Genomic DNA, 24,953 nt, shown 5'->3' with positions numbered 1-24,953 from the left:
ACCGGGGCGGACCCCGCCTTCCGTCACGCGCCGGGGCCGCCGCCGGGGCGGCTTCGGCCGACCGCCGGTGGTGAGCCGGCGGTCGGGGCGCGCCGGGGCCTGTGCCCCGAGAAGGCTCAGGACTTGGCGCGGTCGTGGTACGAGCGCCGGGTGTGCTCGGTGTGCTCGCGCATGAGCCGGGTGGCCAGCTGCTCGTCGTGATCGGCGATGGCGGTGATCAGGTCGCGGTGCTCGATCCAGGACTGGTGGCCGCGCTGCCGCGCCACGGGCGTGTAGTACCAGCGCACCCGGCGGTCGACCTGTGCCGCCAGCTCGGCGAGGACCGCGTTGCCGGCCAGCTCCATGATCTTGGCGTGGAAGCGGGCGTTCAGTACGACGGCGGCGTCCACGTCGTCCTTGGCCACGGCCAGCTGGCCCTGCGCCTGGATCTCGTCCAGGGCCTCGATGCCGGCCTTGTCCGCGTGCGCGGCGGCGAGCCGGGCGGCCTCGGCCTCCAACAGCGTACGGACGGTGAGGAGTTGGTCGGCCTCCTCCTCGGTCGGCTCGTGCACGAACGCGCCCTGGGCGGGCCTGAGGTCCACCCAGCCCTCGGTGTTGAGCCGCTGCAGGGCCTCGCGCACCGGCTGGCGGGAGACGCCGAGATGGCTCGCCAGTTCGCTCTCGACCAGGTGCTGGCCGGGCTGGAGGGCGCGGGTGGTGATGAGTTCGAGCAGCGCCTCGTAGACACGGTCGCGCAGCGGGCCTGGCCGTTCGAGCTTGGGTACCGCACCCTGCGGCAGTCCTGTCGACAACATCGGTCGGTTCCCCTCCTGGGCAGCGCCGGTCAGCAAGTGCAGCCGGAAAGCCACGTATGCGAAAGACGTCTCGGGGTCGGCTGTCCACGGTGTACTGCGTACTGTCTACAGCCGAGTATCGATTGTCTTTCGTCTACAGTCTACGGCGCACTGTAGCCAGTCCACGGTCCGGTTCGGACGCGTCACACCACCGGGAGCCCGACCGGGAGCACGCCGCTCACGGGCAGCGTACGACCTGCCCCGCGTACGAGAGGTTGCCGCCGAAGCCGAACAGCAGCACCGGGTCCCCCGTGGAGATCGCGCCCTGCTCGACGAGCTTGGAGAAGGCGAGCGGGATGCTGGCGGCGGAGGTGTTCCCCGAAGCGGTGACATCGCGGGCGACCACCGCGTTGACGGCGCCGATCTTCTGCGCGAGGGGCTCGATGATCCGCAGGTTCGCCTGGTGCAGGACGACGGCGGCCAGGTCCTCGGGGACGAGGCCGGCCCGCTCGCAGGCCTGCCGGGCGAGCGGCGGCAGCCGGGTGGTGGCCCACCGGTAGACGCTCTGGCCCTCCTGCGCGAACCGCGCCGGCTGGCCCTCGATGCGCACCGCGTGCCCCATCTCGGGCACGGATCCCCACAGGACGGGCGCGATACCGGGCTCCTCCGAGGCCTCGACGACCGCGGCGCCCGCCCCGTCACCGACGAGCACGCACGTCGTACGGTCGGACCAGTCCGTCACCTCGGACATCTTGTCCGCCCCGATGACCAGCGCACGGGTCGCGGCGCCCGCGCGGACGGTGTGGTCGGCGGTGGCCAGGGCGTGGGTGAAGCCGGCGCACACGACGTTGACGTCCATGGCGGCCGGACTCGGCACGCCGAGGCGGGCGGCGACCCGGGCGGCCATGTTGGGCGAGCGGTCGACCGCGGTGGAGGTCGCGACCAGCACGAGGTCGATGTCGGAGGGGGCGAGTCCGGCCGCAGCGAGCGCCTTGGCGGCGGCGTGCGCGGCCAGCTCGTCCACGGGCTCGTCGGGACCGGCGATGTGGCGGGTCCGGATGCCCACCCGGCTCCTGATCCACTCGTCACTGGTGTCGACCATGCCCGCCAGGTCCTCGTTGGTGAGCACCCTGGCGGGCTGGTAGTGGCCGACGGCGGCGATGCGCGAGCCGTTCATTGGGGGGTCCCCCTCGTTGCCGTGGGTAGCGGGATCCACCAGTCTGATCAGTGACTCACGGGTACGGGGACAGGTGTTGCGACAGGAAACGGACGCCTGGGTTGTCGGCTTCCCTCTAGCCCTCGGACGCCCGAACAGTTTCCGAACGCCTGGTCATGAGCAGCGCGAACGGCTACCCGGTGAACAGTTTCGTCGCCTTCTGCACCAGCTCGTACAGCCCGTAGGCGAGCGGCGCGCCCACCCACAGCCAGGCGAACGCGATCAGCGGCCGCCGGTCAGGCGGACTCGGGCTGCTGCCGGGCTGCGACATCGGCGGTCTCCTTCGGGGCGGGGACGTGGTGGCGGGCGTGGACGGGGCGGACCAGCTCGTTGGCGACGAAGCCGACGGCGAGCAGTCCGATCATGATGAACAAGGAGAGGGAGTAGAGGTCCGAGCCGTGTCTGCCGGCCTCCTCCTGCCGGTCGGCGATCCAGTTCACGATCAGCGGGCCGAGGACGCCGGCCGTGGACCAGGCGGTGAGCAGCCGCCCGTGGATGGCGCCCACCTGGTGGGTTCCGAACAGGTCCTTCAGATAGGCGGGGATCGTGGCGAAGCCGCCGCCGTAGAAGGAGAGGATCACCAGGGCGCACAGGATGAACAGCGGCTTGGAGGAGTCGCCGAACAGGGCGATGAGGGCGTACATCAGCGCGCCCGCGCCCAGGTAGAGGCGGTAGATGTTCTTGCGGCCGATCAGGTCGGAGGTGGAGGACCAGCCGATGCGGCCCGCCATGTTGGCCGCGGACAGCAGGGCGACGAAGCCGGCGGCGGCCGTGACCGACACCGGTGTGGAGGTGCCGGCGAAGAAGTCCGTGATCATCGGGGCGGCCTTCTCCAGGATGCCGATGCCGGCGGTGACGTTCATGCACAGGACGACCCACAGGCACCAGAACTGCGGGGTGCGCACCGCGGAACGCGCCGAGACCTGCACGCCCGTGACAGCGGCCGGTCCCGCCGCGGCTGTGGACCGCGCGGTGCGCGGCACGCGCACCAGCAGCACGCCGAGGGTCATGAAGACCGCGTACGCCGTCCCGTGCACGAGGAAGGCGAGCGCGATCCCGGAGTGGTCCGCGCCGAAGGACTCCAGCATCTGCGCCGACCAGGGCGAGGCGATGAGTGCGCCGCCGCCGAAGCCCATGATGGCGATGCCGGTGGCCATGCCGGGCCGGTCCGGGAACCACTTGATCAGGGTGGAGACCGGTGAGATGTATCCGATGCCGAGGCCGATGCCGCCGACGAAGCCGTAGCCGAGGACGATCAGCCAGTACTGCTCGGTGGCGGCGCCGAGCGCGGAGATCAGGAAGCCGGAGGAGAAGCAGACCAGGGCGACCGTCATGGCCCAGCGCGGTCCGTTGCGCTCGACGAGCGTGCCGCCGAACGCGGCGGACAGGCCGAGCATGACGATGGCGACCTGGAAGGGCAGCGCGCTCTGGGTGCCGCTGAGGCCGAGCGCCGACTCCAGCGGCGGCTTGAAGACGGACCAGGCGTAGGCCTGACCGATGGAGAGATGGACCGAGAGGGCGGCCGGGGGCACGAGCCAGCGGCTCCAGCCGGGCGGCGCGACAGGGGGGCTCATGAGTCCCGAACGGTAGGAAGGATCAAGGGGGTTGAGAAGGCGGCGCGTCGACCGTATGCGATGAACGGTATGCGGGATGCGCCGAACGGTCGGGTGCCGGCCGGTTTCGTGGAACCGGCGTCCTGAGACACCGCACACGGTCGCCACGGGAACCCGCCCCGACTGCGCTTGGCCGACGCCTCGGTGTGCCACCCGCGTCGGCGGCGCTGCGCGCACTCTTGCCGCCTTCAGCACCATACTGTAGACAATATTCAGTCGACAGAGTTCGGCAGTTCCTCGGTACCCTCGACCGAACGGAGCTCCCTCACCATGAAAGTCGCAGTCCTCGGCGCCGGTGCGATCGGCGCCTACGTCGGTGCAGCGCTCCATCGCGCGGGCGCCGACGTGCACCTCGTCGCCCGTGGACCGCATCTGGCGGCCATGAGGCGGGACGGGGTGCGGGTGCACAGTCCGCGCGGCGACTTCACCGCCCGCGCCCACGCGACCGACGACCCGGCCGAGATCGGCCCGGTCGACTTCGTCTTCCTGGGTCTGAAAGCCCACTCCTACGCGGCGTGCGGGCCGCTGATCGAGCCGCTGCTGCACGACACCACGGCGGTGATCGCCGCCCAGAACGGCATCCCCTGGTGGTACTTCCACCGGCACGGCGGCCCCTACGACGGCCATCGCGTCGAGAGCGTGGACCCCGGCGGCGCGGTCAGTGCGGTGCTCGCGCCCGAACGGGCCGTCGGCTGCGTCGTGTACGCGGCGGCCGAACTCCAGGCGCCGGGCGTCGTACGGCACCTGGAAGGAACCAGGTTCTCGGTCGGCGAGCCCGGCCGTGGCGTCTCGGCGCGGTGCACGCGGTTCAGCGAGGCCATGACGGCGGGCGGCCTCAAGTGCCCGGTGGAACCCGACCTGCGCAACGACATCTGGCTCAAGCTGCTGGGCAACATCTCCTTCAACCCGATCAGCGCCCTGGCCCGCGCCACCATGCGGCAGATGTGCCTGCACGGCGGCACCCGCCGGGTCATCGAGACGATGATGCGCGAGACCCTGGCCGTGGCCGAGGCCCTCGGCTGCGAGGTGGGCGTCTCCGTCGAGCGCCGCCTCGCCGGCGCGGAGCGGGTCGGCGACCACCGCACCTCCACGCTCCAGGACCTGGAGCGCGGCAAGCCGCTCGAACTCGACGTGCTCCTCGCGGCGGTCGTCGAACTGGCGGAGATCACCGGCGTGCCGGTGCCCACCCTGCGCACCGTGCACGCCATCTCGGACCTGCTCGCACTGAGGAGCGCCGCATGAGGAAACGGCAACCGAAGACCTACACCAGGCTCACCCGTCCCCTGGTCCGCGACTCCCGCGACGAGCCCTTCCGGCAGGCGAGCTGGGAGGAGGCCCTCGACCGCGCGGCCCGGGGACTGGGGCGCAACCGGGAGGCGTTCGGCATGTTCTCCTGCGCCCGGGCCACCAACGAGACGAACTACGTGGCGCAGAAGTTCGCCCGGGTCGTGATGGGCACCAACAACGTCGACTCCTGCAACCGCACCTGCCACGCCCCCAGCGTCGCGGGGCTGTCGGCGGCCTTCGGCTCGGGCGGCGGGACGTCGTCGTACGAGGAGGTCGAGCACACCGACGTCATCGTGATGTGGGGCTCCAACGCCCGCTTCGCCCACCCGATCTTCTTCCAGCACGTGCTCAAGGGGATCAGGAACGGCGCCCGGATGTACGCGGTCGACCCACGCCGCACCTCCACCGCGGCATGGGCGGAGAGCTGGCTCGGCCTCGACGTCGGCACCGACATCCCGATGGCGCACGCGATCGGCCGCGAGATCATCCGGGCGGGGCTGGCCAACGAGGCCTTCATCGAGCGGGCGACGTCCGGCTTCGAGGAGTACAAAGCGCTCGTCGAGCCCTGGACGCTGTCGCTGGCGGAGCGGGTGACGGGCGTACCGGCGTCCGCCATCAGGGAGTTGGCACACGCCTACGCCCGCGCCGAGCGCGCCCAGCTGTGCTGGACCCTCGGCATCACCGAGCACCACAACGGCACCGACAACGTGCGCGCCCTGATCAACCTGTCGCTGCTGACCGGGCACGTCGGACGGTACGGCAGCGGACTGCAGCCGCTGCGCGGCCAGAACAACGTCCAAGGCGGCGGCGACATGGGCGCCATCCCCAACCGCCTGCCCGGCTTCCAGGACATCCTCGACCCCGGGGCCCGGCTGAGGTTCGAGTCGGCGTGGGACACCGTCATCCAGCCGCACTACGGAATGAACCTGACGGAGATGTTCGAGGCGATGGAGGAGGGGTCGCTGCGGGCCGTCTACTGCGTCGGCGAGAACCCGGCGCAGTCGGAGGCGGACAGCGAGCAGGCCGAACGGCGCCTGCGGCGGCTGGACTTCCTCGTCGTGCAGGACATCTTCCTGACGAGGACCGCGGAGCTGGCCGACGTCGTCCTGCCCGCGACCGCCGGCTGGGCGGAGACGGACGGCACGACCACCAACAGCGAACGGCGGGTCCAGCGGGTCCGCAGGGCGCTCACACCGCCGGGCGAGGCACGTGAGGACATCGACGTCATCTGCGAGCTCGCGGCCCGCCTCGGCCACGACTGGAAGTACGCGGACGCCGAGGCCGTGTGGAACGAGCTCAGGTCGCTCTCCCCCGCACACCACGGCATGACCTACCAGCGCCTGGAGGAGCACCAGGGCATCCAGTGGCCCTGCCCGAGCACCGAGCGGCTCGAACCCTCCTATCTGCACGGCCGGTTGTGGGAGAGCGAGCCGGAACGCCGGGGCAGGAGGGCACCGTTCGGGATCGTGCGGCACGATCCGCCGGTCGACCTGACCGACGAGCAGTACCCGATCCGGCTGACCACCGGACGGCGCCTGGACTCGTACAACACCGGTGTGCAGAGCGGGGGTTTCGCCTCCCCGCTGCGGCGCGGCGAGTTCCTCGAGCTGTGCCCGGAGGACGCCGAACGGTACGGGGTCGTGGCCGGCGAGGAGGTGCGGGTCGCCTCACGGCGCGGGGCGGTCGTCGCGCCGGTGTGGATCGACACCGCGCTGCGGCCCGGGCTCGCGTTCATGACGATGCACTTTCCCGACGAGGTGGACACCAACCGGCTGACGATCGAGGCCAACTGCCCGATCGCGGGGACGGCGGAGTTCAAGGCGTCGGCGATCCGGATCGAGAAGCTCCCCGTCCCGACCCCCGTGAGGTGATGGTGTGGACCTGCACTTCGGCGACAGCGAGCCGACGGACGAGGAACGGGCGGCCGTCGACGCCCTGCTCGGTCCTCCCCGGTCGGCGTGGGAGGGCGCGGACCGCACGGACCCCGATCTGCGGTGGGCGCGCGGCGGGCGCGAGGCCCGGGGCCGCCGTGACCTGCTGCTGCCGGGGCTGCACGCGATCAACGACCGGGTCGGCTGGATCAGCCAGGGGGCCCTCGACCACCTGTGCCGGCGGCTGACCGTGCCACCGGCGGAGGCGTACGGCGTCGCCACCTTCTACGCGATGTTCTCCGTGCGGCCGCGCCCGGCGACCGTGCTGCACCTGTGCACGGACCTCGCCTGCGCGGCCGCCGGCGCGGCGGACCTGTGCGCCGGAGCCGAAGCCCGGCTCGGCCCCGGCAGCGGCGTGTCCGTCGAGCGCGGTCCCTGCCTCGGGCTGTGCGAACGCGCCCCGGCCGCCCTCGCGATCAGGGCGGGTGACCCGGTGCGTACGGCGGTGTCGGCGCCGGCGACGGTCGAGGCGGCCGTCCGCGCCGCGAGCGCGCCCGACTCCGCTGCCGAGGAGCCGCCGCCGGCATCGGCGGTCCCGCAGGCCGGCGACCCCTCGCTGACCCTGCTGCGGCGCGTCGGCGTGGTCGACCCGGCGTCGCTGGACGAGTACCGGGCGCACGGCGGCTACACGGCCCTGCGCCGGGCGTTCGCACTCGGCCCCGCCGGGGTGATCCGCGAGGTCGGCGACTCCGGCCTGGTCGGCCGGGGCGGCGCCGCCTTCCCCACGGGGCGCAAGTGGCAGGCCACGGCGTCCCAGCCCGACCACCCGCACTACCTGGTGTGCAACGCCGACGAATCCGAGCCGGGCACCTTCAAGGACCGGGTGATCATGGAGGGCGATCCGTACGCGCTGGTGGAGGCGATGACGGTCGCGGCGTATGCGATCGGCGCGCACACCGGATACCTCTACCTGCGCGGCGAATACCCGCGGGCGATACGCCGTATGCAATATGCAGTGGACCAGGCCCGGGCCCGTGGTCTGCTGGGCGACGACGTCCTCGGCCAGGGCTACGCCTTCGACATCGAGATCCGCAGGGGCGCGGGCGCGTACATCTGCGGCGAGGAGACCGCCCTGTTCAACTCGATCGAGGGCTACCGGGGCGAGCCGCGCTCGAAGCCGCCGTTCCCCGTGGAGAAGGGCCTGTTCGGCAAGCCGACGGTCGAGAACAACGTCGAGACCCTGGTCAACGTCCTGCCGATCCTGACCATGGGCGCACCGGCGTACGCGGCCGTCGGCACCGAGAAGTCGACCGGCCCCAAGCTGTACTGCGTGTCGGGCGGCGTCGAACGCCCCGGCGTGTACGAGCTTCCCTTCGGTGTGACGCTGGGCGAGCTGCTGGAGCGGGCCGGCGTGCGGCCGGGCCTGCGGGCCGTGCTGCTCGGCGGCGCGGCCGGCGGCTTCGTACGGCCCGACGAACTCGACCTCCCGCTCACCTTCGAGGGCACCCGCGAGGCGGGCACGACCCTCGGTTCGGGCGTCGTCATGGCCTTCGACGACACGGTGCCGCTGCCCCGTCTGCTGCTGCGCATCGCCGAGTTCTTCCGCGACGAGTCCTGCGGGCAGTGCGTGCCGTGCCGGGTGGGGACCGTGCGCCAGGAGGAGGCGCTGCGCCGGATCGCCGAGCGCACGGGTGCGGCGGCGGCCGACGACATCGCCCTGCTCAGAGAGGTCGGCCGCGCCATGCGGGACGCCTCGATCTGCGGTCTGGGGCAGACCGCGTGGAACGCCGTGGAATCCGCCATCGACCGTCTGGGGGCGTACGCATGACCGTGACACCGCTGGGGATCCCGCGCCGGCTGCTGGAGTTCACGATCGACGGGGAGCGGGCCCGGGTTCCCGAGGGGTCGACCGTCCTCGACGCGTGCCGGGCGGCCGGGAAGGACATCCCGACGCTCTGCCAGGGCGACACCCTGCGGCCGCGGAACGCCTGCCGGGTGTGCGTGGTCGAGGTGGAGGGGGCGCGCACCCTCGTCCCCGCCTGCTCCCGCAGGGCCGAGCCGGGGATGGTGGTGCGGACCGGCACGGAACGCGCCCGGCACAGCCGCAAGATCGTCCTGGAGCTTCTCGCGTCCTCGGTCGACCTGTCCACGACACCGGAGGTCGCGGATTGGATCAAGGAGTACGAGGCGAAGCCGGACCGCTTCGGCCCGGACGCCGCCCGGCTCGACGAGGAACCGAGGATCGACAACGATCTCTACGTCCGCGACTACGACAAGTGCGTCCTGTGCTACAAGTGCGTCGACGCCTGCGGTGACCAGTGGCAGAACACCTTCGCGATCTCCGTGACGGGCCGCGGTTTCGACGCCCGGATCGCGGTGGAGCACGACGCCCCGCTGACCGACTCGGCGTGCGTGTACTGCGGGAACTGCATCGAGGTGTGCCCGACGGGGGCGCTGTCGTTCCGGTCCGAGTTCGACCGGCGGGAGGCGGGCACCTGGGACGAGCGGGCGCAGACGCGGACGACGACGGTGTGCGCGTACTGCGGCGTGGGCTGCAACCTCACCCTCCACGTGCAGGACAATGAGATCGTGAAGGTCACCTCACCGCACGACAACCCGGTGACCCACGGCAATCTCTGCATCAAGGGCCGCTTCGGCTACCAGCACGTACAGAACCGGGGCTGATCACCACATGGGACGAGTCACCGAACGACGCAAGGTGCTCCGCATACGCGACGGAGCGGTCTCCACCCGGCCGGACACCCTCGTCGCCGAGGAGCCGATGGAGATCCGGCTCAACGGCAAGCCGCTCGCCATCACCATGCGCACGCCCGGTGACGACTTCGCGCTGGCCGCCGGCTTCCTGGTGAGCGAAGGCGTCCTGGCCGCCGTATCCGATCTGCAGAACATCGTCTACTGCGCGGGCGCGACCGCCGACGGCACCAACACCTACAACGTGGTGGACGTGAAGACGGCCCCCGGTGTGACGGTCCCCGACATCACCCTCGAGCGGAACGTGTACACCAGCTCCTCGTGCGGTCTGTGCGGCAAGGCGAGCCTGGACGCGGTCCGTACGACGGCCCGCTGGCCCATCGCCGACACTCCCCCGCTCCGCGTCGGGCCCGAGCTGCTCGCGAGCCTCCCCGACCGGCTGCGCGCGGCCCAGCGGGTCTTCGACCGGACCGGCGGTCTGCACGCGGCGGCGCTGTTCTCCGAGGACGGCGGGCTGCTGGACGTACGGGAGGACGTGGGCCGGCACAACGCCGTGGACAAGCTGGTCGGCCGCGCCCTGCAGAACGGCGACCTGCCGCTGTCGCGCACGATCCTGCTGGTGTCGGGGCGGGCCTCGTTCGAGCTGGCGCAGAAGGCCGTGATGGCGGGCATCCCGGTGCTCGCGGCGGTCTCGGCGCCCTCCTCGCTGGCCGTGGACCTGGCGGCGGAGTCGGGACTGACCCTGGTGGGCTTCCTGCGGGGCGGTTCCATGAACGTGTACGCGGGTGAGGACCGCATCGCCCTGCGGACCGCGGCCGCCCGGGGGTGACCCGGTTCCCCGCGGCACGGCGGCGGGGCCCCGGCCGGCGGGGAGCGCCCCCTGCGCCGCGGGGGCCCCGCCTCAGTCCGCCGCCAGGCGCACCCGCGCCGCCCGCACGACGGTTCCCAGCCGTGGGAAGTCCAGTTTCACCGACGCCTCGTGCTCGGCCCGGGTGAGCGCGGCCATGGCGTCCTCGACGAAGACGAGGTCGTAGCCGAGGTCGCCGGCGGCGCGGGCGGTGGACTCGACGCCGAGGTTGGTTGCGATGCCGCCGAGGACGACGGTGGTCACACCGTGGGCGCGCAGCCGCTCGTCCAGGCCGGTGCCCTGGAAGGCGCCGATGGTCCGCTTCACGATCTCGACGTCGCCGTCCCGGAGCAGTCCGTGGACGAGTGCGCTGCCGGGCGGCTGCTCGGCGACGCCGGGGCGTTCGACGCGGACGAGGACGACGAGGGCGCCGGCCGCGCGGAAGGCGTCCGCCAACTCCTTCGCGACGGACAGCACTTCGGCGCCCTTGCGGGGTTCCAGGGGCAGGGCGACGATCCGGTCCATGAGGTCGACGAGGACGAGGGCGGTGCGCGCGGGGGCGAGCACGAGAGGTGCGGTCATGACGGAACGTTATCCGCCGTGAGCGTTCCGTACCGGACATCCGGATCAACAGGCCGTCGTGCCGGTCGCGTTCGGCGGTGTCTCACACCGCCGCCGACGCCCGTCGCGCGTCTCCCCGGGACGCCTCCAGCGGATCCCGCGCCCGCCGCTTGGCGATCACCGCGCACACCATGAGCTGCATCTGGTGGAAGAGCATCAGGGGCAGCACGGCGAGGGAGGCGTGCGCGCCGAACAGGACGCTCGCCATGGGCAGTCCGGAGGCGAGGGACTTCTTGGAGCCCGCGAACTGGATGGCGATCCGGTCCTCCCGGCCGAACCGCAGGGCCTTGCCGCCGTACCAGGTCAGGGTGAGCATCACCGCGAGCAGCAGGGCCTCGACGACGAGCAGTCCGCCGAGCCGGACGGCGCTGACCTGGTGCCAGATGCCCTGGACCATGCCCTCGCTGAACGCGGTGTAGACGACGAGGAGGATCGAGCCGCGGTCGACCAGCCCCAGCACCTTCTTGTGCCGGGTGACGAACCCGCCGATCCAGCGGCGCAGCACCTGCCCGGCGGTGAACGGCACCAGCAGCTGCAGCACGATCTCCACGAGGGAGTCGGCCGAGAAGCCGCCTCCGCTGCTGCCCAGCAGGGCTGCCGCCAGCAGCGGGGTGACGACGATGCCCACCAGGGAGGAGAAGGATCCCGCGCAGATCGCTGCGGGAACGTTCCCGCGGGCGATCGAGGTGAAGGCGATCGACGACTGGATGGTCGACGGCACGAGGGTGAGGAAGAGCAGCCCCTGGTAGAGCGGCTGGGTGAGGAAGACCGGAACGAACCCGCGGGCGGCCAGGCCGAGCAGCGGGAAGACCACGAAGGTGCAGACGAGGACGGTGGTGTGGAGCCGCCAGTGCCGCAGCCCGTCCAGTGCCTCCCGGGTGGAGAGGCGGGCGCCGTAGAGGAAGAAGAGGAAGGCGATCGCCGCCGTGGAGGCGCCGGAGGCCACGTCGGCGGCGGTGTCGCGGGCCGGGAACAGTGCCGCGAGCCCGACCGTCCCGAGCAACAGCAGGATGTAGGGGTCGACCGGCATCCGGCTCGGCCACTGCAGGCGTTTCACGGTGCTCCACGTGCGTTCGACGGACTTGCCTCGAGGCCCGGAGGGGCCCCCTCCATCGTCCTCCTCGGGTCCGTGATCGGGAATCCGTCATACCGCTCTGACTGTGATCGCGGTATGCGATGACCAGTAGGGTGTCGACTGTGTACGACCCCTCCCATCTGCGTACCTTCCTCGCGGTCGCCCAGACGCTGAGTTTCACGCAGGCCGCGCGCCGGCTCGGGCTGCGCCAGTCCACGGTCAGCCAGCACGTCCGGCGACTGGAGGACGCCACCGGTCGGACCCTGTTCACCCGGGACACACACTCCGTGGAACTCACGGAGGACGGCGAGGCGATGCTCGGCTTCGCGCGCCGGATCCTGGAGGTGCACGAGCAGGCAACCGCTTTCTTCGCCGGCACCCGGCTGCGCGGCAGGCTGCGCTTCGGCGCCTCCGAGGACTTCGTCCTGACCCGGCTGCCGGAGATCCTGGAGGGCTTCCGGTACGACCACCCCGAGGTCGACCTGGAACTGACGGTGGAACTGTCGGGCACGCTGCACGAGCAGCTGGCCGCCGGCAAGCTCGACCTGGTGCTCGCCAAGCGGCGCCCCGAGGACCCGCGCGGCGAACTGGTCTGGCACGACGAACTGGTGTGGATCGGCGCCGAACGCCTGCGCCTCGACCCCGAGCGTCCGGTGCCGCTGATCGTCTTCCCGCCACCGGGCATCACCCGGGCACTCGCCCTGGAGGCGCTGGAACGGCAGGGACGCGCGTGGCGGATCGTGTGCACGAGCGGCAGCCTCAACGGTCTGATCGCGGCGGCCCGGGCCGGCCTCGGCGTGATGGCGCACTCGCGGGGCCTGGTCCCGCCGGGCCTGGTCCGCGTCCCGGATCGGGCGGGACTGCCGGAACTGGGGCGGGTGGACTTCGTCCTGGTGCACGGTCGGCGGCGCGCCTCCGCGCAGGGCGCGGCGGACGCGCTGGCGGCGGCGATCCTGGCGGGCGGGGACCGCCTCCAACGCCGTCCGGCGGCGGGACACGGACGGCGGGGCGGATCGCGGGGCGGCGGGGAGGGCTGAGCCGGCACGTCGAATGCGTACGACACACCGCATATCGCATACCGAGCACGCACCCCACAGCTCCGGGTCCGCAGACGGTAGACGGCAGACGGCAGACGGCAGACGGCAGACCAGGTATCGCAGACCATGGACCGCAGATTGCATACCGGATACCGGATATCACATCCCGCACCTCGGTGAACCGGCGCATCCGCTGCTCGATCCGGCGCTGTTGCGCCGGGCCGGCGTTCGTCGGGGTGATGGTGGGGGCGCTGGCCTTCAACGGGGTGGCGTTCGGGGTGACGCCGTACATGTCGATGTGGATGCAGACGATGCTGGGGATGAGCCCGGTGCGCGGGGGGCTGACGCGGCTGCCGATGACGGTGGCCGCCATGGTCACGGTGGTGGTGGGCAAGCGGCTGCACGGGGTTCCGGCGCGGCTGGCCATCGGGGGCGGACTGCTGCTCATCGGCGCCGGGTGCTTCGCCCAGGCGGTGCTGGGGGCGGGGTCGGACTGGCGGGCGCCGGTGCCGGGGTTCGCGCTGGTGGGGGTGGGGACCGGTTTCGTCTCGCCGACCGTGGCGGGGGCGGCGCGGTGAACACCGTACGGCAGCTGGGGTACGCGCTCGGTGTCGCGGTGTTCGGCACCGTACTGACGTCCCGGATGGCGGACGATCTGCCGCGCGGGGCGGCGCACACACTGGCGGGCGGGGGTGCGGCGGCCCTCCGCGGTGTCGCGCCCGGGCACACCCTGCGTGCCGCGTTCGCCGCCGGACTCGACACGGCGCTGGTGACGGCGGGCTGCGCGCGGCTGGCCGCGGGCGTCCTGGTGCTCGCCCTGGTGCGGGCGCCGCGCGCGGCCGCCGGCGGAGTAACGGAATCAGCGGCTCCGTCGCTGATCGAGGAGAAGGCGGCGCACCGTCCGTGACCTCGTGGGGAGGGGCGGGCGGCGTAAGCGGGACGGGCAGATTCGGTGGAGATTACGGCACCGAAACTTACTCTTCCGTCAGTTTTCTGTCCGACCCTTCCCCATGTGAGCCCATTTTCCAGCACTGACCAGCGCAGACGAGAGCATCGCTCGCTTTCCGTCCCCCTCCCGCCCGGTCCGAGGGTGGGGTAGCTTTCGGCGCTGTGCGGCCATGAGAAGCGGGGTGCCGGGTTTGCGAGAGTTCACCAACCCTCCGTTGGCGTTGGCACCGCCGGTCGGCGGTCTGGCCGACGTCGTCTTCCGGCACGCCCAGGAGGACCCGCTGCATGTGGCGCTCGGCCGCAAGGACGAGCACGGCGACTGGCGGGACGTGACCGCCGCCGAGTTCCGTGACGAGGTGCTGGCGCTCGCCAAGGGCCTGCTGGCCCGGGGCGTCCGCTTCGGCGACCGGGTCGCGATCATGTCCCGCACCCGCTACGAGTGGACCCTGTTCGACTTCGCGCTGTGGACGATCGGCGCGCAGGTGGTGCCGGTCTATCCGACGTCGTCGGCCGAGCAGTGCTTCTGGATGCTGTACGACGCGGAGTGCACGGCGGCGGTCGTGGAGCACGAGGACCACGCGATGACGATCGCCACCGTCATCGACCGGCTGCCGCGGCTGCGTCAGCTGTGGCAGCTGGACGAGGGCTGCGTACAGGAGCTGTACGACGCCGGCGCCCCGGTCGAGGACGAGGTGGTGCACCGGCACCGCGAGGCGGTCACCCCCGACTCGGTCGCCACGATCATCTACACCTCGGGCACCACGGGCCGTCCCAAGGGCTGTGTGATCTCGCACGGCAACTTCATGTTCGAGGCGGACACGGTCATCGAACGCTGGGAGCCGGTGTTCCACTCCCGCAAGGGCGACGAGGCGGCCACCCTGCTGTTCCTGCCGCTCGCGCATGTGTTCGGGCGGATGGTGCAGATCGCCGCGATCCGCGGCAAGGTCCGCTTCGGCCACCAGCCCCAACTGCACGCGGCCGCTCTGCTGCCGGACCTCGCCGCGTTCCGGCCGACGTTCTTCCTGGCCGTCCCGTACATCTTCGAGAAGGTGTTCAACGCGGCCCGGCGCAAGGCCGAGCGGGAGGGCAGGTCCGGCCCGTTCGAGAAGGCGATCGAGGTCGCCGTGGCCTACGCGGAGGCGGTGGAGGCGAAGGCGTGGGGGATCGGGCCCGGGCCGTCGGCCGGGCTGCGGATGCAGCACCAGTTCTTCGACAAGGTCGTCTACGCGAAGGTGCGGGCGGCGATGGGCGGCCGGGTGCGGCACGCGATGTCGGGCGGCTCGGCGATGGACCGCCGGCTGGGGCTGTTCTTCGCGGGCGCCGGCATACAGATCTACGAGGGGTACGGGCTGACCGAGTCGACGGCGGCCGCCACCGCCAACCCGCCCGGCCGCACCCGCTACGGCACGGTCGGCCGGCCGATACCCGGGCTGACCGTGCACATCGCGGACGACGGCGAGATCTGGCTGCGCGGCGACAACATCTTCCAGGGGTACCTCAACAACCCCAAGGCCACCGACGAGACCCTGCACGACGGCTGGCTGGCCACCGGTGACCTGGGGACCCTCGACGAGGACGGGTACCTCACCATCACCGGCCGCAAGAAGGAGATCCTGGTGACCTCCGGCGGCAAGAGCGTCTCGCCGGGGCCGCTGGAGGAGCGGGTGCGCGACCATCCCCTGGTCGCCCAGTGCATCGTCGTCGGCAACGACCGGCCGTTCGTCGCCGCCCTGATCACCCTCGACCAGGAGGCCGTCGAGCACTGGCTGCAGATGCGCGCCAAGCCGCACCTGACCCCCGCCCAGCTGGTGCGCGACCCGGACCTGGAGGCGGAGGTGCGCCGGGCCGTGGTCGCCGCGAACACCCTGGTCTCGCAGGCCGAGTCCATCCGCACCTTCCGCATCCTGGCCCAGCCGTTCACCGAGGAGCACGGGCTGCTCACCCCGTCGCTGAAACTGAAGCGCAAGGCGATCGAGAACGCGTACGCCGACGAGGTCGACGCGCTGTACCGGACGTAGGTCCTGCGTGCCGCGCGGGAGTCTTCGCAGGCTTCGGGCACGAATTCGCGGTCAGGAATGCATGACGGCCCGTGATCGTTGAGGATGTGAAGACCACTCTGACGGACAACCGAAGGATCGAGAGCTAGTGAGCAGCAAGGTCCCCCCGATCATCCTCAACAACGGCGTCGAGATGCCCCAGCTGGGCTTCGGTGTCTGGCAGGTGCCGGACGACGAGGCGGAGCGGGCGGTCTCCACCGCGCTGGAGGCCGGGTACCGCAGCATCGACACAGCGGCGATCTACGGCAACGAAGAGGGCACCGGCAAGGCCCTCACCACCTCCGGCGTGCCCCGCGAGGAGCTTTTCGTCACGACCAAGCTCTGGAACGCCGACCAGGGGTACGACGCGACGCTGCGCGCGTTCGACACCTCCCTGGCGAAGCTGGGCCTGGACTACGTCGACCTGTACCTCATCCACTGGCCGCTGCCGGCCCGGAACACGTACGTCGACACGTACAAGGCGTTCGAGAAGCTGTACGCCGACGGCCGGGTCAAGGCCATCGGCGTCTCCAACTTCCTGCCGGAGCACCTGGAGCGGCTGATCGAGCAGACGTCGGTCGTCCCCGCGGTCAACCAGATCGAGCTGCACCCGCATCTGCAGCAGCACGCCGCCCGCGAGTTCCACGCGGAGCAGGGCATCGCCACCGAGGCCTGGTCGCCCCTGGGCCAGGGCAAGGGCCTTCTGGAGGTTCCGGCGATCGTGGCCATCGCCCAGAAGCACAACCGCACCCCGGCCCAGGTCGTGCTGCGCTGGCACCTCCAGCTCGGCAACGTGGTGATCCCCAAGTCCGTCACGCCTTCGCGGATCGCGGAGAACATCGACGTGTTCGACTTCAGCCTGGACGCCGAGGACCTGGCGGCGATCAGCGCGCTCAACGAGGACCGGCGCATCGGCCCGGACCCGGCGACGTTCGACATGGGCTGAGCCCGGACCTTCCGCCGCCCACGCGGGCGGCAGCCGGGGAGGCGGGCGGACGCCCGTGCGCATCGGGAGAGGGCGTGACCGCCGGTCACGCCCTCTCCGCATTCCCGGCCGCGACGACGGCGCCCGCGGGACGGCCAGACGGGACGGCCGCTGAGGGCGGCCACGTGGACCGGTCGTGGGGAACGGTCAGGTCGGGCGGACGGCTGTGGGGGGGTCAGGTCGGCTTGACCGCCGTGTGGACCGTGTGGGCCGCCAGTACGAAGACGTCCGGCCTGCGGTGGACGCCCGCCGGGTCGTCGGGGTCGAGGAGGCGGTCCAGTACGGCGCGGTCCTCGGGGTCCAGGGCGTCGCCGAAGACGTCGCGCAGCCGGGACAGGGACGTGGCGACGTAGGCGCGGGTCCGGTCGGAGGCGGGGGCCGGCAGATCGAGCAGGAAGCTGCGGGTGCGGGTGTGCTTCAGCCCCGCGGAAGCGAGCAGCGCCGACCAGTCCTCGGTCACCGCGACGGACCCCGGGAGGTCGGCCCGCATGTGCGCGAACCACTCCTCCTGCAGCGCGTCGATCCGCGCCTCCAGGCCGGGACGGCCGAGGCCGAGGTCGCGCGGCAGGAACCGGCTCGGCAGGCCGCCCTCCATGATCGCCAGGGTTCCGCCGGGCGCGAGCCGCTCCGCGAAGGCGGCGAGGGCGGCACGCTGGTCGCCCAGGTGGTGCAGACTGCGGCCCGCCCACAGCAGATCGGCCGGATAGTCCAACTCCTCGAGCACGCCGGGGAGATCACCGGCGAGGGTGCCGAAGCGGTCGGCGTACCCGAGCCGGGCGGCCCGCTGCCCGGCCCGGTCCAGGAGCGGCTCGGAGCCGTCGACCGCCAGCACGCGGGCGCCGGGGAAGGTCTCGGCGAACAGGCAGGCGACCACCCCGGGGCCGCTGCCCGCGTCGACGATCAGCCCCGGCTCGGTCACCTCCTTGCCGAGCCAGGCGAGGGCCCGCTCGTACAGGGGCATGAACAGTTCGGCCTGGGCTTCGAGGTGCGGGGCCATCTCCGCCCAGTCGATCTCCGTGTCGTGGCTGTGGCTGTGGCCGGCTCCGTGGCCCGGGCCGTGGCCGTGGCTCGAGCCGTGGCCGTGGCTCGAGCCGTGGCCCGGGCCGTGTTCGTGGTCGGGTCCGTGCTGTTGCTGGTGCGGGTGGTGCGCCATGGTGGTCAGCCTCTCGTCCGGTATGCCGTCAGCGTGCTCCGACGCACCGCGGGAGGGCCACTTCTGTTGCCGGGTCGGCAAAATCCGGTTGCCGCCGTGTCCGGCCGCTCCCTGCGAGCTGGAGCGGCCGGACGGGGACTACCGCGCCGTCACGACAGCGGCGGGTAGGCGTTCTGCATCAGCTGCTGGAACTGGGCCGAGAACCAGTGCCCGGACAGCGGGGCGTTCGGCAGGGCGCCGGACAGGTTGTTGCCGTTGCGCGGGTTGCCCGTGTACGTCGGGTCGCACATGCGGTCGAAGCCCTTGCCCTCGTCGTTCGCGATGGCGGAGCTGGAGCCGTCGGACTCGCCCGGCGGCTTCATCCACACGTACGCGTCGATCCCGGCGGCCGGTGCGGCCTGCGGGCGCTCGCCGAGGCCGGCGCCGGACTGGTTGCACCAGTTGCCGATGTGGATACGCTGGTCGTAGCGGCCGCCGTCGACGTACGTGTCCACGCTGGTCGTGGCGCCCGGGCCGGTGGGCCGTGCCGAGCCGCCCCAGCCGTTGCGGGAGGTGTCGATCAGCATGCCGATGTTCGACCGGAAGCCGGTGGAGACCAGCTGGGTGCGGAAGGCCTGCGCGTACGACAGCTCGTCGACGTACCGGTTCCAGTCCACCCACTTCGACTCACGGACCGACTTGCCGGCCACCGAGTCGTTGATGGTGAAGTTGTTCTCCTTCAGGGCGCTGTAGTTCGCCGTGTTGGTGATGAAGCCGTGCACGTCGTCGACGGTCGCGCCTTCGGCGGTGGCGGCCTGGTACATGATCTGGGCGGACGGGGCGAAGTTGTCGTCCCAGCCGAGCCAGCCGTGGTGACCGGCGTCGATGTAGTTGTAGACGTTGGGGATGGCGCCGAGCTTGTTCAGCGCGTAGCCGACGCCCTTCACGTAGTTGCCGTTGGCCTTCATGGTGTCGCAGGCCGCGGTGGCGGTGGGCCGGCTGCCGGTGTTGGTGACCAGGTTGGGCAGCGAGTCGATCTCGATGGTGGTGACGATCCGCAGACCGGCGTACTTGCTGTCGGCGAGGATCGCCGCGATCGGGTCGATGAACTGCGTCTTGTACTTGTCGATCTCCGTCGGACCGAGCTCACCGTTGGAGGCGAGGGCCGAGCAGTCGCGTCCGGGGAGGTCGTAGACGACCAGTTGGACGACCTCTTCGCCGCTCCCCTTCTGGGCGAGGGCCGCGTCGAGGTGGGCGCGCAGTCCCATGCCGCCGTTGACGCCGTTGATGGCGGCGATGCGGTCCAGCCAGACGCCGGTGGGCTGGTTGGAGATGCGGGAGCCGCCCGTCTCGGCGGCCGCCTTCGCCGACCACTCCGGGTTCACGTACACCTTGGCACCGGCGTAGGGGTTGTCCACCCGGGTGGAGGGGGTGCCCGGGTCCGTCGGTGTGCCGGGGTCGGTGGGGGTGCCGGTGCCGCTGTCGACGTTGCAGGTCACGCCGTCGAGCGTGAACGTCGTGGGCACGGCGTTGGTGCCGCTGTAGGACCCCTGGAATCCGAAGCTGACCGAACCGCCGTTCGCCAGGGCCCCGTTGTAGGTCTCGTTGTTCGCGGTGACGGCCGTGCCGGACTGGGTGATCTTCGCGTTCCAGCCGTTGGTGATCTTCTGGTTGCCGGCGTACGCCCACTTCACCGACCAACTCGTCTTGGCGGCCGAGTTGTTGGTCACGGTGACGTTGGCGGTGAAGCCGGTGTCCCACTGGTTCTGCACCTTGTAGTCGACGGTGCAGGGGATCGCGGCGATGCCCGGATCCCCGGGGACCACCGCGAGCGCCGTCCCGGAGGCGCCGGCGACCAGCGCCAGCGCGGCGAGTATCGCTGTTCTGCTACGGCTCATGAGTGCGGGTTTCCTTGTCCGTTGCGGGAGTTGTCCGTTGCGGGTGTTGTCCGTTCCCTTGGTCGTGCGGCTCGTGCTGGGGTGGCGCCTATCCGTCGAGGGCGCGCAGACGGTCGCGCAGCCCGGTGCCGTACGCGGTGGGGGTGCCGTCGTAGCTGGAGATGAGGGACGGGCCGGAGGAGCAGTCCCAGGTGTTCCAGGTCCAGCCGAGGTACGACAGGCCCCGGTCGTCGAACCACTTCATGACCTGGTCGACGAAGGCGTGCGTGCAGGTGTTCTCCCCGATCTCCCCGGCCACGAGCGGCACCTGGGCGGCGACGGGGGCGAGCGTGGAGTTCCAGCAGCTCTCGTTCGCGCAGGAGTTGAAGTTGTAGACGTGGTACGCGGCGGCGAGATTGCCGGTCGGGTCCGTGGGCCTGTACGTGAGCCACTGACCGAGGTCGTTGGAGTAGGCGATCCCGCCGGCGAGGATCACGTTCCGGGCGCCGGTGGCCCGTACGGCGTCGACGAGATCCTGCATACCGGCGACCTCGTACCCGATGCCGGGGCAGGTGCCGCCGTCCCGCCAGCACTGCCACGCCTGGGTGGTCGTGGAGGTCGCGCGGTCCGGGTAGGGCTCGTTGAACAGGTCGAACACGACGGCCTGGTCGTTCTTGAAGGTGTTCGCCACCGAGGTCCAGAACGACGGGGTGTACTGCATGTCGGGCATCGGCTTCTGGCAACTGGCGTGCACGTCGGAGCAGCCGGCCGAGTTGCCGGTGTACTGGCCGTAGGTCCAGTGCAGTTCGACGACCGGTGTCATGCCGTGCGCCTCGACGCGGGCCACCAGGTCCTTGACCGCGTCGACGTAAGCGGCACCGCCGTACGCGGAGTCGATGTTCGACAGGCCGAGCCAGCACTCCTCGTTGAGCGGGATGCGGACGGTGTCGACGTTCCAGTCGGCGATCGCCCGCACGGCCGCGTCGTCGACCGGGCCGTCCCAGATGCCGCGGCCCTGGACGCACATGAACTCGCCGCCGGACCGGTTCACGCCGAGCAGCCGGCGGGTCGCGCCGTCGGCGTCCACGAGCTTGTTCCCGGATACGCGCAGCGCGGGCGGCGCGTCGCCGGTGTCCGGCGGGGTGCTGGGGGACGCGGTGGGGGTCGGGGTGGGCGTCGGGGTGGGATCACTGTCGACGTTGCACAGGGTGCCGTTGAGCTTGAACGCCGTCGGCACGGAGTTCGTCGCGCCCTTCGAGGCGATGAAGCCCGCGCTGACGACGGCGCCCGTGCCGAGGGAACCGTTCCAGCTCTCGTTCGCCGCGGTGACGGCCGTACCCGACTGGGACCACTTGGCGCTCCAGCCCTGGGCGACCTGCTGCCCGTCGGCGAAGGCGAAGGTCAGGCTCCACACGGACACGGGAGCCGCGTTGTTGGTGATCTTCACGGCACCCTGGAAGCCTGCGTCCCACTGGCCGGTGACGGAGTACTCCACCGTGCACGCGGGCGTGGCTCCCTGCGCCGTCATGACCGGCAGGGTCACACCCGTCCCGAGGGCGACCAGGCCGGCCACGGCTGAGAACACTGAACGAGGGGGGCGTCGCATGAGCGACTCCTTGCAGCTCAGCGCGTCGTGACGAACGCGTCGACTGATGGAATCGCTCCCACTGGTGTCTCGAAGCTAGCGCCAAGTCCCGGCAAAGAACAGGGGAGTCACTGACTTTCCCTCAACTTACAGCGTCGAATCTTTTCGACTCTTCAAGCACCTTGACCGTTCTCACCCCCGTCATCACTATGGGAGCGCTCCCACTGGTTCAAGGCTTGTTGCTCCTCCCCCACCGCTCCGAGCCGCAAGGAGGAACCAGAACCATGGATCCCTCACGCAGACGCCGCCGGGCGCGGCGCCTGTGGACCGCCGTCGTGGCGGCCCTCGCGCTTCCCCTCGCCATGCTGAGCACCAGCTCGACCCCCGCCCAGGCGGCGGCACTTCAGTGCAGCGTGGACTACAAGACCAACGACTGGGGGTCCGGCTTCACCGCGGACCTGACCCTCACCAACCGCGGCACCGACCCCATCAGCGGCTGGACCCTGACGTACGCCTACACGGGCAACCAGAAGCTGTCGAACGGCTGGAACGGGACCTGGTCGCAGTCCGGCCAGCAGATCACGGTGAACAACGCCACCTACAACGGGACGATCGCGGCGGGTGCCGCCGTGAGCACCGGTGCGCAGTTCACCTACAGCGGCGCCAACGCCGCCCCCACGAGCTTCGCGGTCAACGGCACCACCTGCGCCGGCGCGCACCAGCCGCCCGTCGCCGTGCTGACCAGTCCCGCCGCGGGCGCCGTGTACTCACAAGGGGACCCGGTGCCCCTGGCGGCGACCGCCGCGGCCGCCGACAGCGCGACGATCAGCAAGGTGGAGTTCTACGACGACACCACGCTGCTCGGTACGGACACGAGTTCGCCCTACACCCTGTCGGCCTCCGGGTTGTCGGTGGGCAGTCATTCGCTGGTGGCGAAGGCCTACGACAGTCTGGGCGCGTCGGCGTCGTCGACGCCGGTCGGCATCACGGTCGCCTCGGGACCGGCCGTGGTCGCCTCCACGAACCAACTGGCGGTGCAGCAGGGCAAGACGGGCACCTACGAGCTGAAGCTGTCGACCCAGCCGTCGGCCAATGTGACCGTCACGACCGCCCGCACCGGCGGCAACACGGGCCTGACGGTCACCGGCGGCGCCACCCTCACCTTCACCCCGTCGAACTGGAGCACCGCCCAGAAGGTGACCGTCACCGCGAACGCCTCGGGCACGGGCGCGGCCACCTTCGAGTCGACCGCCACGGGGCACGCCAAGGCCTCGGTGACGGTCACCGAGATCGCCGGCAGCAAGGTGTACGACGCCCGGTTCCTGGACCTCTACGGCAAGATCACCAACCCGGCGAACGGCTACTTCTCCCCCGAGGGCATCCCGTACCACTCGGTCGAGACGCTGATCGTCGAGGCGCCGGACCAGGGCCACGAGACCACGTCGGAGGCCTACAGCTACCTGCTGTGGCTCCAGGCGATGTACGGCAAGGTGACAGGCGACTGGACCAAGTTCAACGGCGCCTGGGAGATCATGGAGAAGTACATGATCCCCACCCACGCCGACCAGCCGACGAACTCGTTCTACAACGCCTCCAAGCCGGCGACGTACGCGCCGGAACTGGACACGCCGAACGAGTATCCGGCGAAGCTGGACACGGGTGTGTCCGTGGGACCGGATCCGATCGCCGGTGAACTGAAGAGCGCATACGGCACGGACGACGTCTACGGTATGCACTGGCTCCAGGACGTCGACAACGTCTACGGCTACGGCAACGAGCCCGGCACGTGCGAGGCCGGCCCGACCGCGACCGGACCGTCCTACATCAACACCTTCCAGCGCGGCGCGCAGGAGTCGGTGTGGGAGACGGTTCCGCAGCCGACCTGCGACGCCTTCAAGTACGGTGGCAGGAACGGGTATCTCGACCTGTTCACCGGTGACTCCTCCTACGCCAAGCAGTGGAAGTTCACCAACGCCCCGGACGCCGACGCCCGCGCCGTGCAGGCCGCGTACTGGGCGGACCTGTGGGCGAAGCAGCAGGGCAAGGGCAGTGACGTGTCGGCGACCGTCGGCAAGGCCGCGAAGATGGGCGACTACCTGCGGTACGCCATGTACGACAAGTACTTCAAGAAGATCGGCAACTGTGTCGGCCCGACCGCGTGCCCGGCCGGGACCGGCAAGGACGCCTCGCACTACCTGCTCTCCTGGTACTACGCCTGGGGCGGCGCCACCGACACCAGCGCCGGCTGGGCCTGGCGCATCGGCTCCAGCCACACCCACGGCGGCTACCAGAACCCCCTGGCCGCCTACGCGCTGAGCAGTTACGCCGACCTGAAGCCCAAGTCGGCGACGGGCCAGGCCGACTGGGCCAAGTCGCTCACCCGGCAGGTGGAGTTCTACCGCTGGCTCCAGTCGAACGAGGGCGCCATCGCCGGCGGGGCGACCAACAGCTGGGCAGGCCGCTACGCGACCCCGCCGGCCGGGACGTCGACCTTCTACGGCATGTACTACGACCAGCAGCCCGTCTACCACGACCCCCCGTCCAACCAGTGGTTCGGCTTCCAGGCGTGGTCGATGGAGCGGGTCGCCGAGTACTACCAGCAGACGGGGAACGCGCAGGCCAAGGCGGTCCTCGACAAGTGGGTCGACTGGGCGCTGTCCAAGACCACGATCAACCCCGACGGCACCTTCCTGATCCCCTCCACCCTCCAGTGGTCGGGCCAGCCCGACACCTGGAACGCGTCGAGTCCCGGCGCCAACGCGGGACTGCACGTCACCGTCGCCGACTACACCAACGACGTCGGCGTGGCCGCCGCGTACGCCAAGACTCTGACGTACTACGCCGCCAAGTCCGGTGACACGGAGGCGAAGACCACCGCCAAGGCGCTCCTGGACGGCATGTGGACCAACCACCAGGACGCCCTCGGCATCGCGGTCCCCGAGACCCGCGCCGACTACAACCGCTTCGACGACGGCGTGTACGTCCCGAGCGGCTGGACCGGCACGATGCCGAACGGCGACACCATCAACTCCTCGTCGACCTTCGCCTCGATCCGGTCCTTCTACAAGAACGACCCCGCCTGGTCCAAGATCGACGCCTACCTCAAGGGCGGTGCCGCACCCGTCTTCACCTACCACCGGTTCTGGGCCCAGGCCGACATCGCCCTGGCCATGGGCTCGTACGCGGAGCTCCTCGAATAAGTCCCCGCTAACGCTCCGCGTACCGCGCCGGGCGGCCCCTTCCCGCATGGGGGCCGCCCGGTAGTCGCACGTCAGCACCCGCACGCACCGCACCTTTGCGCACCGATCTCCTCCCACATGGCTTCGCGAGGAAGGACC

Annotated in this window: 18 protein-coding genes and 1 pseudogene; 10 read left to right on the top strand and 9 right to left on the bottom strand. The window is 71.0% G+C overall.

The features are described from left to right. Positions 1-116: 116 nt before the first annotated feature. From ACFY2L_RS07665 to ACFY2L_RS07650, 4 genes are all read right to left on the bottom strand, one after another. Entirely contained in the window at positions 117-794 is a 678-nt protein-coding gene (locus ACFY2L_RS07665; protein WP_390658722.1) for a GntR family transcriptional regulator, read from the bottom strand. 217 nt (positions 795-1,011) lie between these two features. After that, complete coding sequence (locus ACFY2L_RS07660; RefSeq protein ID WP_390658723.1) at positions 1,012-1,950, bottom strand: beta-ketoacyl-ACP synthase III; 939 nt, start codon at positions 1,948-1,950, stop codon at positions 1,012-1,014. Positions 1,951-2,122: 172 nt separating this feature from the next. Beyond that, positions 2,123-2,260 carry a hypothetical protein gene (locus tag ACFY2L_RS07655; protein ID WP_390658724.1) on the bottom strand — a complete coding sequence of 46 codons (138 nt, stop codon included), beginning with the start codon at positions 2,258-2,260 and terminating at the stop codon, positions 2,123-2,125. Beyond that, positions 2,226-3,563: an OFA family MFS transporter gene (locus ACFY2L_RS07650; protein WP_390821766.1), complete on the bottom strand. Its 1,338-nt coding sequence runs from the start codon at positions 3,561-3,563 to the stop codon at positions 2,226-2,228. The genes ACFY2L_RS07655 and ACFY2L_RS07650 overlap by 35 nt, the downstream gene beginning before the upstream one ends. A gap of 309 nt (positions 3,564-3,872) precedes the next feature. Here ACFY2L_RS07650 and ACFY2L_RS07645 point away from each other — a divergent pair, with 309 nt between their 5' ends. From ACFY2L_RS07645 to fdhD, 5 genes are read left to right on the top strand one after another with little or no spacing between them, the layout of a single operon-like run. Next, positions 3,873-4,844: a 2-dehydropantoate 2-reductase gene (locus ACFY2L_RS07645; RefSeq protein ID WP_390658726.1), complete on the top strand. Its 972-nt coding sequence runs from the start codon at positions 3,873-3,875 to the stop codon at positions 4,842-4,844. Next, positions 4,841-6,760 (top strand): molybdopterin oxidoreductase family protein, encoded by a 1,920-nt coding sequence (locus ACFY2L_RS07640; RefSeq protein ID WP_390821765.1) that lies wholly within the window; start codon positions 4,841-4,843, stop codon positions 6,758-6,760. The genes ACFY2L_RS07645 and ACFY2L_RS07640 overlap by 4 nt, the downstream gene beginning before the upstream one ends. Before the next feature lie 4 nt (positions 6,761-6,764). Then, a complete protein-coding gene (locus ACFY2L_RS07635) occupies positions 6,765-8,588 on the top strand; it encodes an NADH-ubiquinone oxidoreductase-F iron-sulfur binding region domain-containing protein (RefSeq protein ID WP_390821764.1) in 1,824 nt (607 codons plus the stop codon). Then, positions 8,585-9,445: a 2Fe-2S iron-sulfur cluster-binding protein gene (locus ACFY2L_RS07630; protein ID WP_390821763.1), complete on the top strand. Its 861-nt coding sequence runs from the start codon at positions 8,585-8,587 to the stop codon at positions 9,443-9,445. Before ACFY2L_RS07635 ends, ACFY2L_RS07630 begins: the two co-directional genes overlap by 4 nt. 7 nt (positions 9,446-9,452) lie before the next feature. After that, the gene (fdhD, locus tag ACFY2L_RS07625; protein WP_390658730.1) at positions 9,453-10,301 is read left to right on the top strand and encodes a formate dehydrogenase accessory sulfurtransferase FdhD; all 849 of its coding nucleotides are present in this window, start codon (positions 9,453-9,455) and stop codon (positions 10,299-10,301) included. Positions 10,302-10,373: 72 nt separating this feature from the next. Here the strand turns inward: fdhD and ACFY2L_RS07620 are convergent, their stop codons facing one another. After that, positions 10,374-10,901 (bottom strand): isochorismatase family protein, encoded by a 528-nt coding sequence (locus tag ACFY2L_RS07620; RefSeq protein WP_390821762.1) that lies wholly within the window; start codon positions 10,899-10,901, stop codon positions 10,374-10,376. 82 nt (positions 10,902-10,983) lie between these two features. Continuing rightward, a complete protein-coding gene (locus tag ACFY2L_RS07615; RefSeq protein ID WP_390658732.1) occupies positions 10,984-11,997 on the bottom strand; it encodes a bile acid:sodium symporter family protein in 1,014 nt (337 codons plus the stop codon). 140 nt (positions 11,998-12,137) lie between these two features. On the opposite strand from ACFY2L_RS07615, the gene ACFY2L_RS07610 reads away from it, so the two are divergent. From ACFY2L_RS07610 to ACFY2L_RS07595, 4 genes and pseudogenes are all read left to right on the top strand, one after another. Continuing rightward, positions 12,138-13,052, top strand: a complete 915-nt coding sequence (locus ACFY2L_RS07610) for a LysR substrate-binding domain-containing protein (protein ID WP_390821761.1) — start codon at positions 12,138-12,140, stop codon at positions 13,050-13,052. Positions 13,053-13,236: 184 nt separating this feature from the next. Beyond that, positions 13,237-13,959, top strand: a pseudogene (locus tag ACFY2L_RS07605) (MFS transporter); the annotation flags it as partial. Between the two features lie 232 nt (positions 13,960-14,191). Next, positions 14,192-16,018, top strand: coding sequence for an AMP-dependent synthetase/ligase (locus ACFY2L_RS07600; protein WP_390821760.1), 1,827 nt, complete (start codon positions 14,192-14,194; stop codon positions 16,016-16,018). Positions 16,019-16,145: 127 nt separating this feature from the next. After that, positions 16,146-16,982: an aldo/keto reductase gene (locus ACFY2L_RS07595; protein WP_390821759.1), complete on the top strand. Its 837-nt coding sequence runs from the start codon at positions 16,146-16,148 to the stop codon at positions 16,980-16,982. A 214-nt stretch (positions 16,983-17,196) separates the two neighbouring features. Here ACFY2L_RS07595 and ACFY2L_RS07590 read toward each other — a convergent pair whose 3' ends face one another. The 3 genes from ACFY2L_RS07590 to ACFY2L_RS07580 all read right to left on the bottom strand — a co-directional run bounded on the left by ACFY2L_RS07590 (position 17,197) and on the right by ACFY2L_RS07580 (position 21,636). Beyond that, complete coding sequence (locus tag ACFY2L_RS07590) at positions 17,197-18,174, bottom strand: class I SAM-dependent methyltransferase (RefSeq protein WP_390821758.1); 978 nt, start codon at positions 18,172-18,174, stop codon at positions 17,197-17,199. A gap of 149 nt (positions 18,175-18,323) precedes the next feature. Next, on the bottom strand, positions 18,324-20,051 hold the full coding sequence (locus ACFY2L_RS07585) for a glycoside hydrolase family 6 protein (protein WP_390821757.1): 1,728 nt from the start codon (positions 20,049-20,051) through the stop codon (positions 18,324-18,326). Positions 20,052-20,139: 88 nt separating this feature from the next. Beyond that, positions 20,140-21,636: a cellulase family glycosylhydrolase gene (locus ACFY2L_RS07580; protein ID WP_390821756.1), complete on the bottom strand. Its 1,497-nt coding sequence runs from the start codon at positions 21,634-21,636 to the stop codon at positions 20,140-20,142. A 263-nt stretch (positions 21,637-21,899) separates the two neighbouring features. On the opposite strand from ACFY2L_RS07580, the gene ACFY2L_RS07575 reads away from it, so the two are divergent. Further along, complete coding sequence (locus ACFY2L_RS07575) at positions 21,900-24,815, top strand: glycoside hydrolase family 48 protein (protein WP_390821755.1); 2,916 nt, start codon at positions 21,900-21,902, stop codon at positions 24,813-24,815. Positions 24,816-24,953: the final 138 nt, after the last annotated feature.

It is taken from the genome of Streptomyces sp. NPDC001381 (assembly GCF_042895685.1).
Taxonomy (GTDB): domain Bacteria; phylum Actinomycetota; class Actinomycetes; order Streptomycetales; family Streptomycetaceae; genus Streptomyces.
Note: the sequence above shows the minus strand (reverse complement) of the source record. Positions and strands in the feature narration are given on the sequence as shown.

Excerpts from the sequence above, each read along its gene's own strand:
- ACFY2L_RS07665 (WP_390658722.1), bottom strand. The coding sequence starts at position 794 with ATGTTGTCGACAGGACTGCCGCAGGGTGCGGTACCCAAGCTCGAACGG.
- ACFY2L_RS07660 (WP_390658723.1), bottom strand. The coding sequence starts at position 1,950 with ATGAACGGCTCGCGCATCGCCGCCGTCGGCCACTACCAGCCCGCCAGG.
- ACFY2L_RS07655 (WP_390658724.1), bottom strand. The coding sequence starts at position 2,260 with ATGTCGCAGCCCGGCAGCAGCCCGAGTCCGCCTGACCGGCGGCCGCTG.
- ACFY2L_RS07650 (WP_390821766.1), bottom strand. The coding sequence starts at position 3,563 with ATGAGCCCCCCTGTCGCGCCGCCCGGCTGGAGCCGCTGGCTCGTGCCC.
- ACFY2L_RS07645 (WP_390658726.1), top strand. The coding sequence starts at position 3,873 with ATGAAAGTCGCAGTCCTCGGCGCCGGTGCGATCGGCGCCTACGTCGGT.
- ACFY2L_RS07640 (WP_390821765.1), top strand. The coding sequence starts at position 4,841 with ATGAGGAAACGGCAACCGAAGACCTACACCAGGCTCACCCGTCCCCTG.
- ACFY2L_RS07630 (WP_390821763.1), top strand. The coding sequence starts at position 8,585 with ATGACCGTGACACCGCTGGGGATCCCGCGCCGGCTGCTGGAGTTCACG.
- fdhD (WP_390658730.1), top strand. The coding sequence starts at position 9,453 with ATGGGACGAGTCACCGAACGACGCAAGGTGCTCCGCATACGCGACGGA.
- ACFY2L_RS07620 (WP_390821762.1), bottom strand. The coding sequence starts at position 10,901 with ATGACCGCACCTCTCGTGCTCGCCCCCGCGCGCACCGCCCTCGTCCTC.
- ACFY2L_RS07590 (WP_390821758.1), bottom strand. The coding sequence starts at position 18,174 with ATGGCGCACCACCCGCACCAGCAACAGCACGGACCCGACCACGAACAC.
- ACFY2L_RS07585 (WP_390821757.1), bottom strand. The coding sequence starts at position 20,051 with ATGAGCCGTAGCAGAACAGCGATACTCGCCGCGCTGGCGCTGGTCGCC.
- ACFY2L_RS07580 (WP_390821756.1), bottom strand. The coding sequence starts at position 21,636 with ATGCGACGCCCCCCTCGTTCAGTGTTCTCAGCCGTGGCCGGCCTGGTC.
- ACFY2L_RS07575 (WP_390821755.1), top strand. The coding sequence starts at position 21,900 with ATGGATCCCTCACGCAGACGCCGCCGGGCGCGGCGCCTGTGGACCGCC.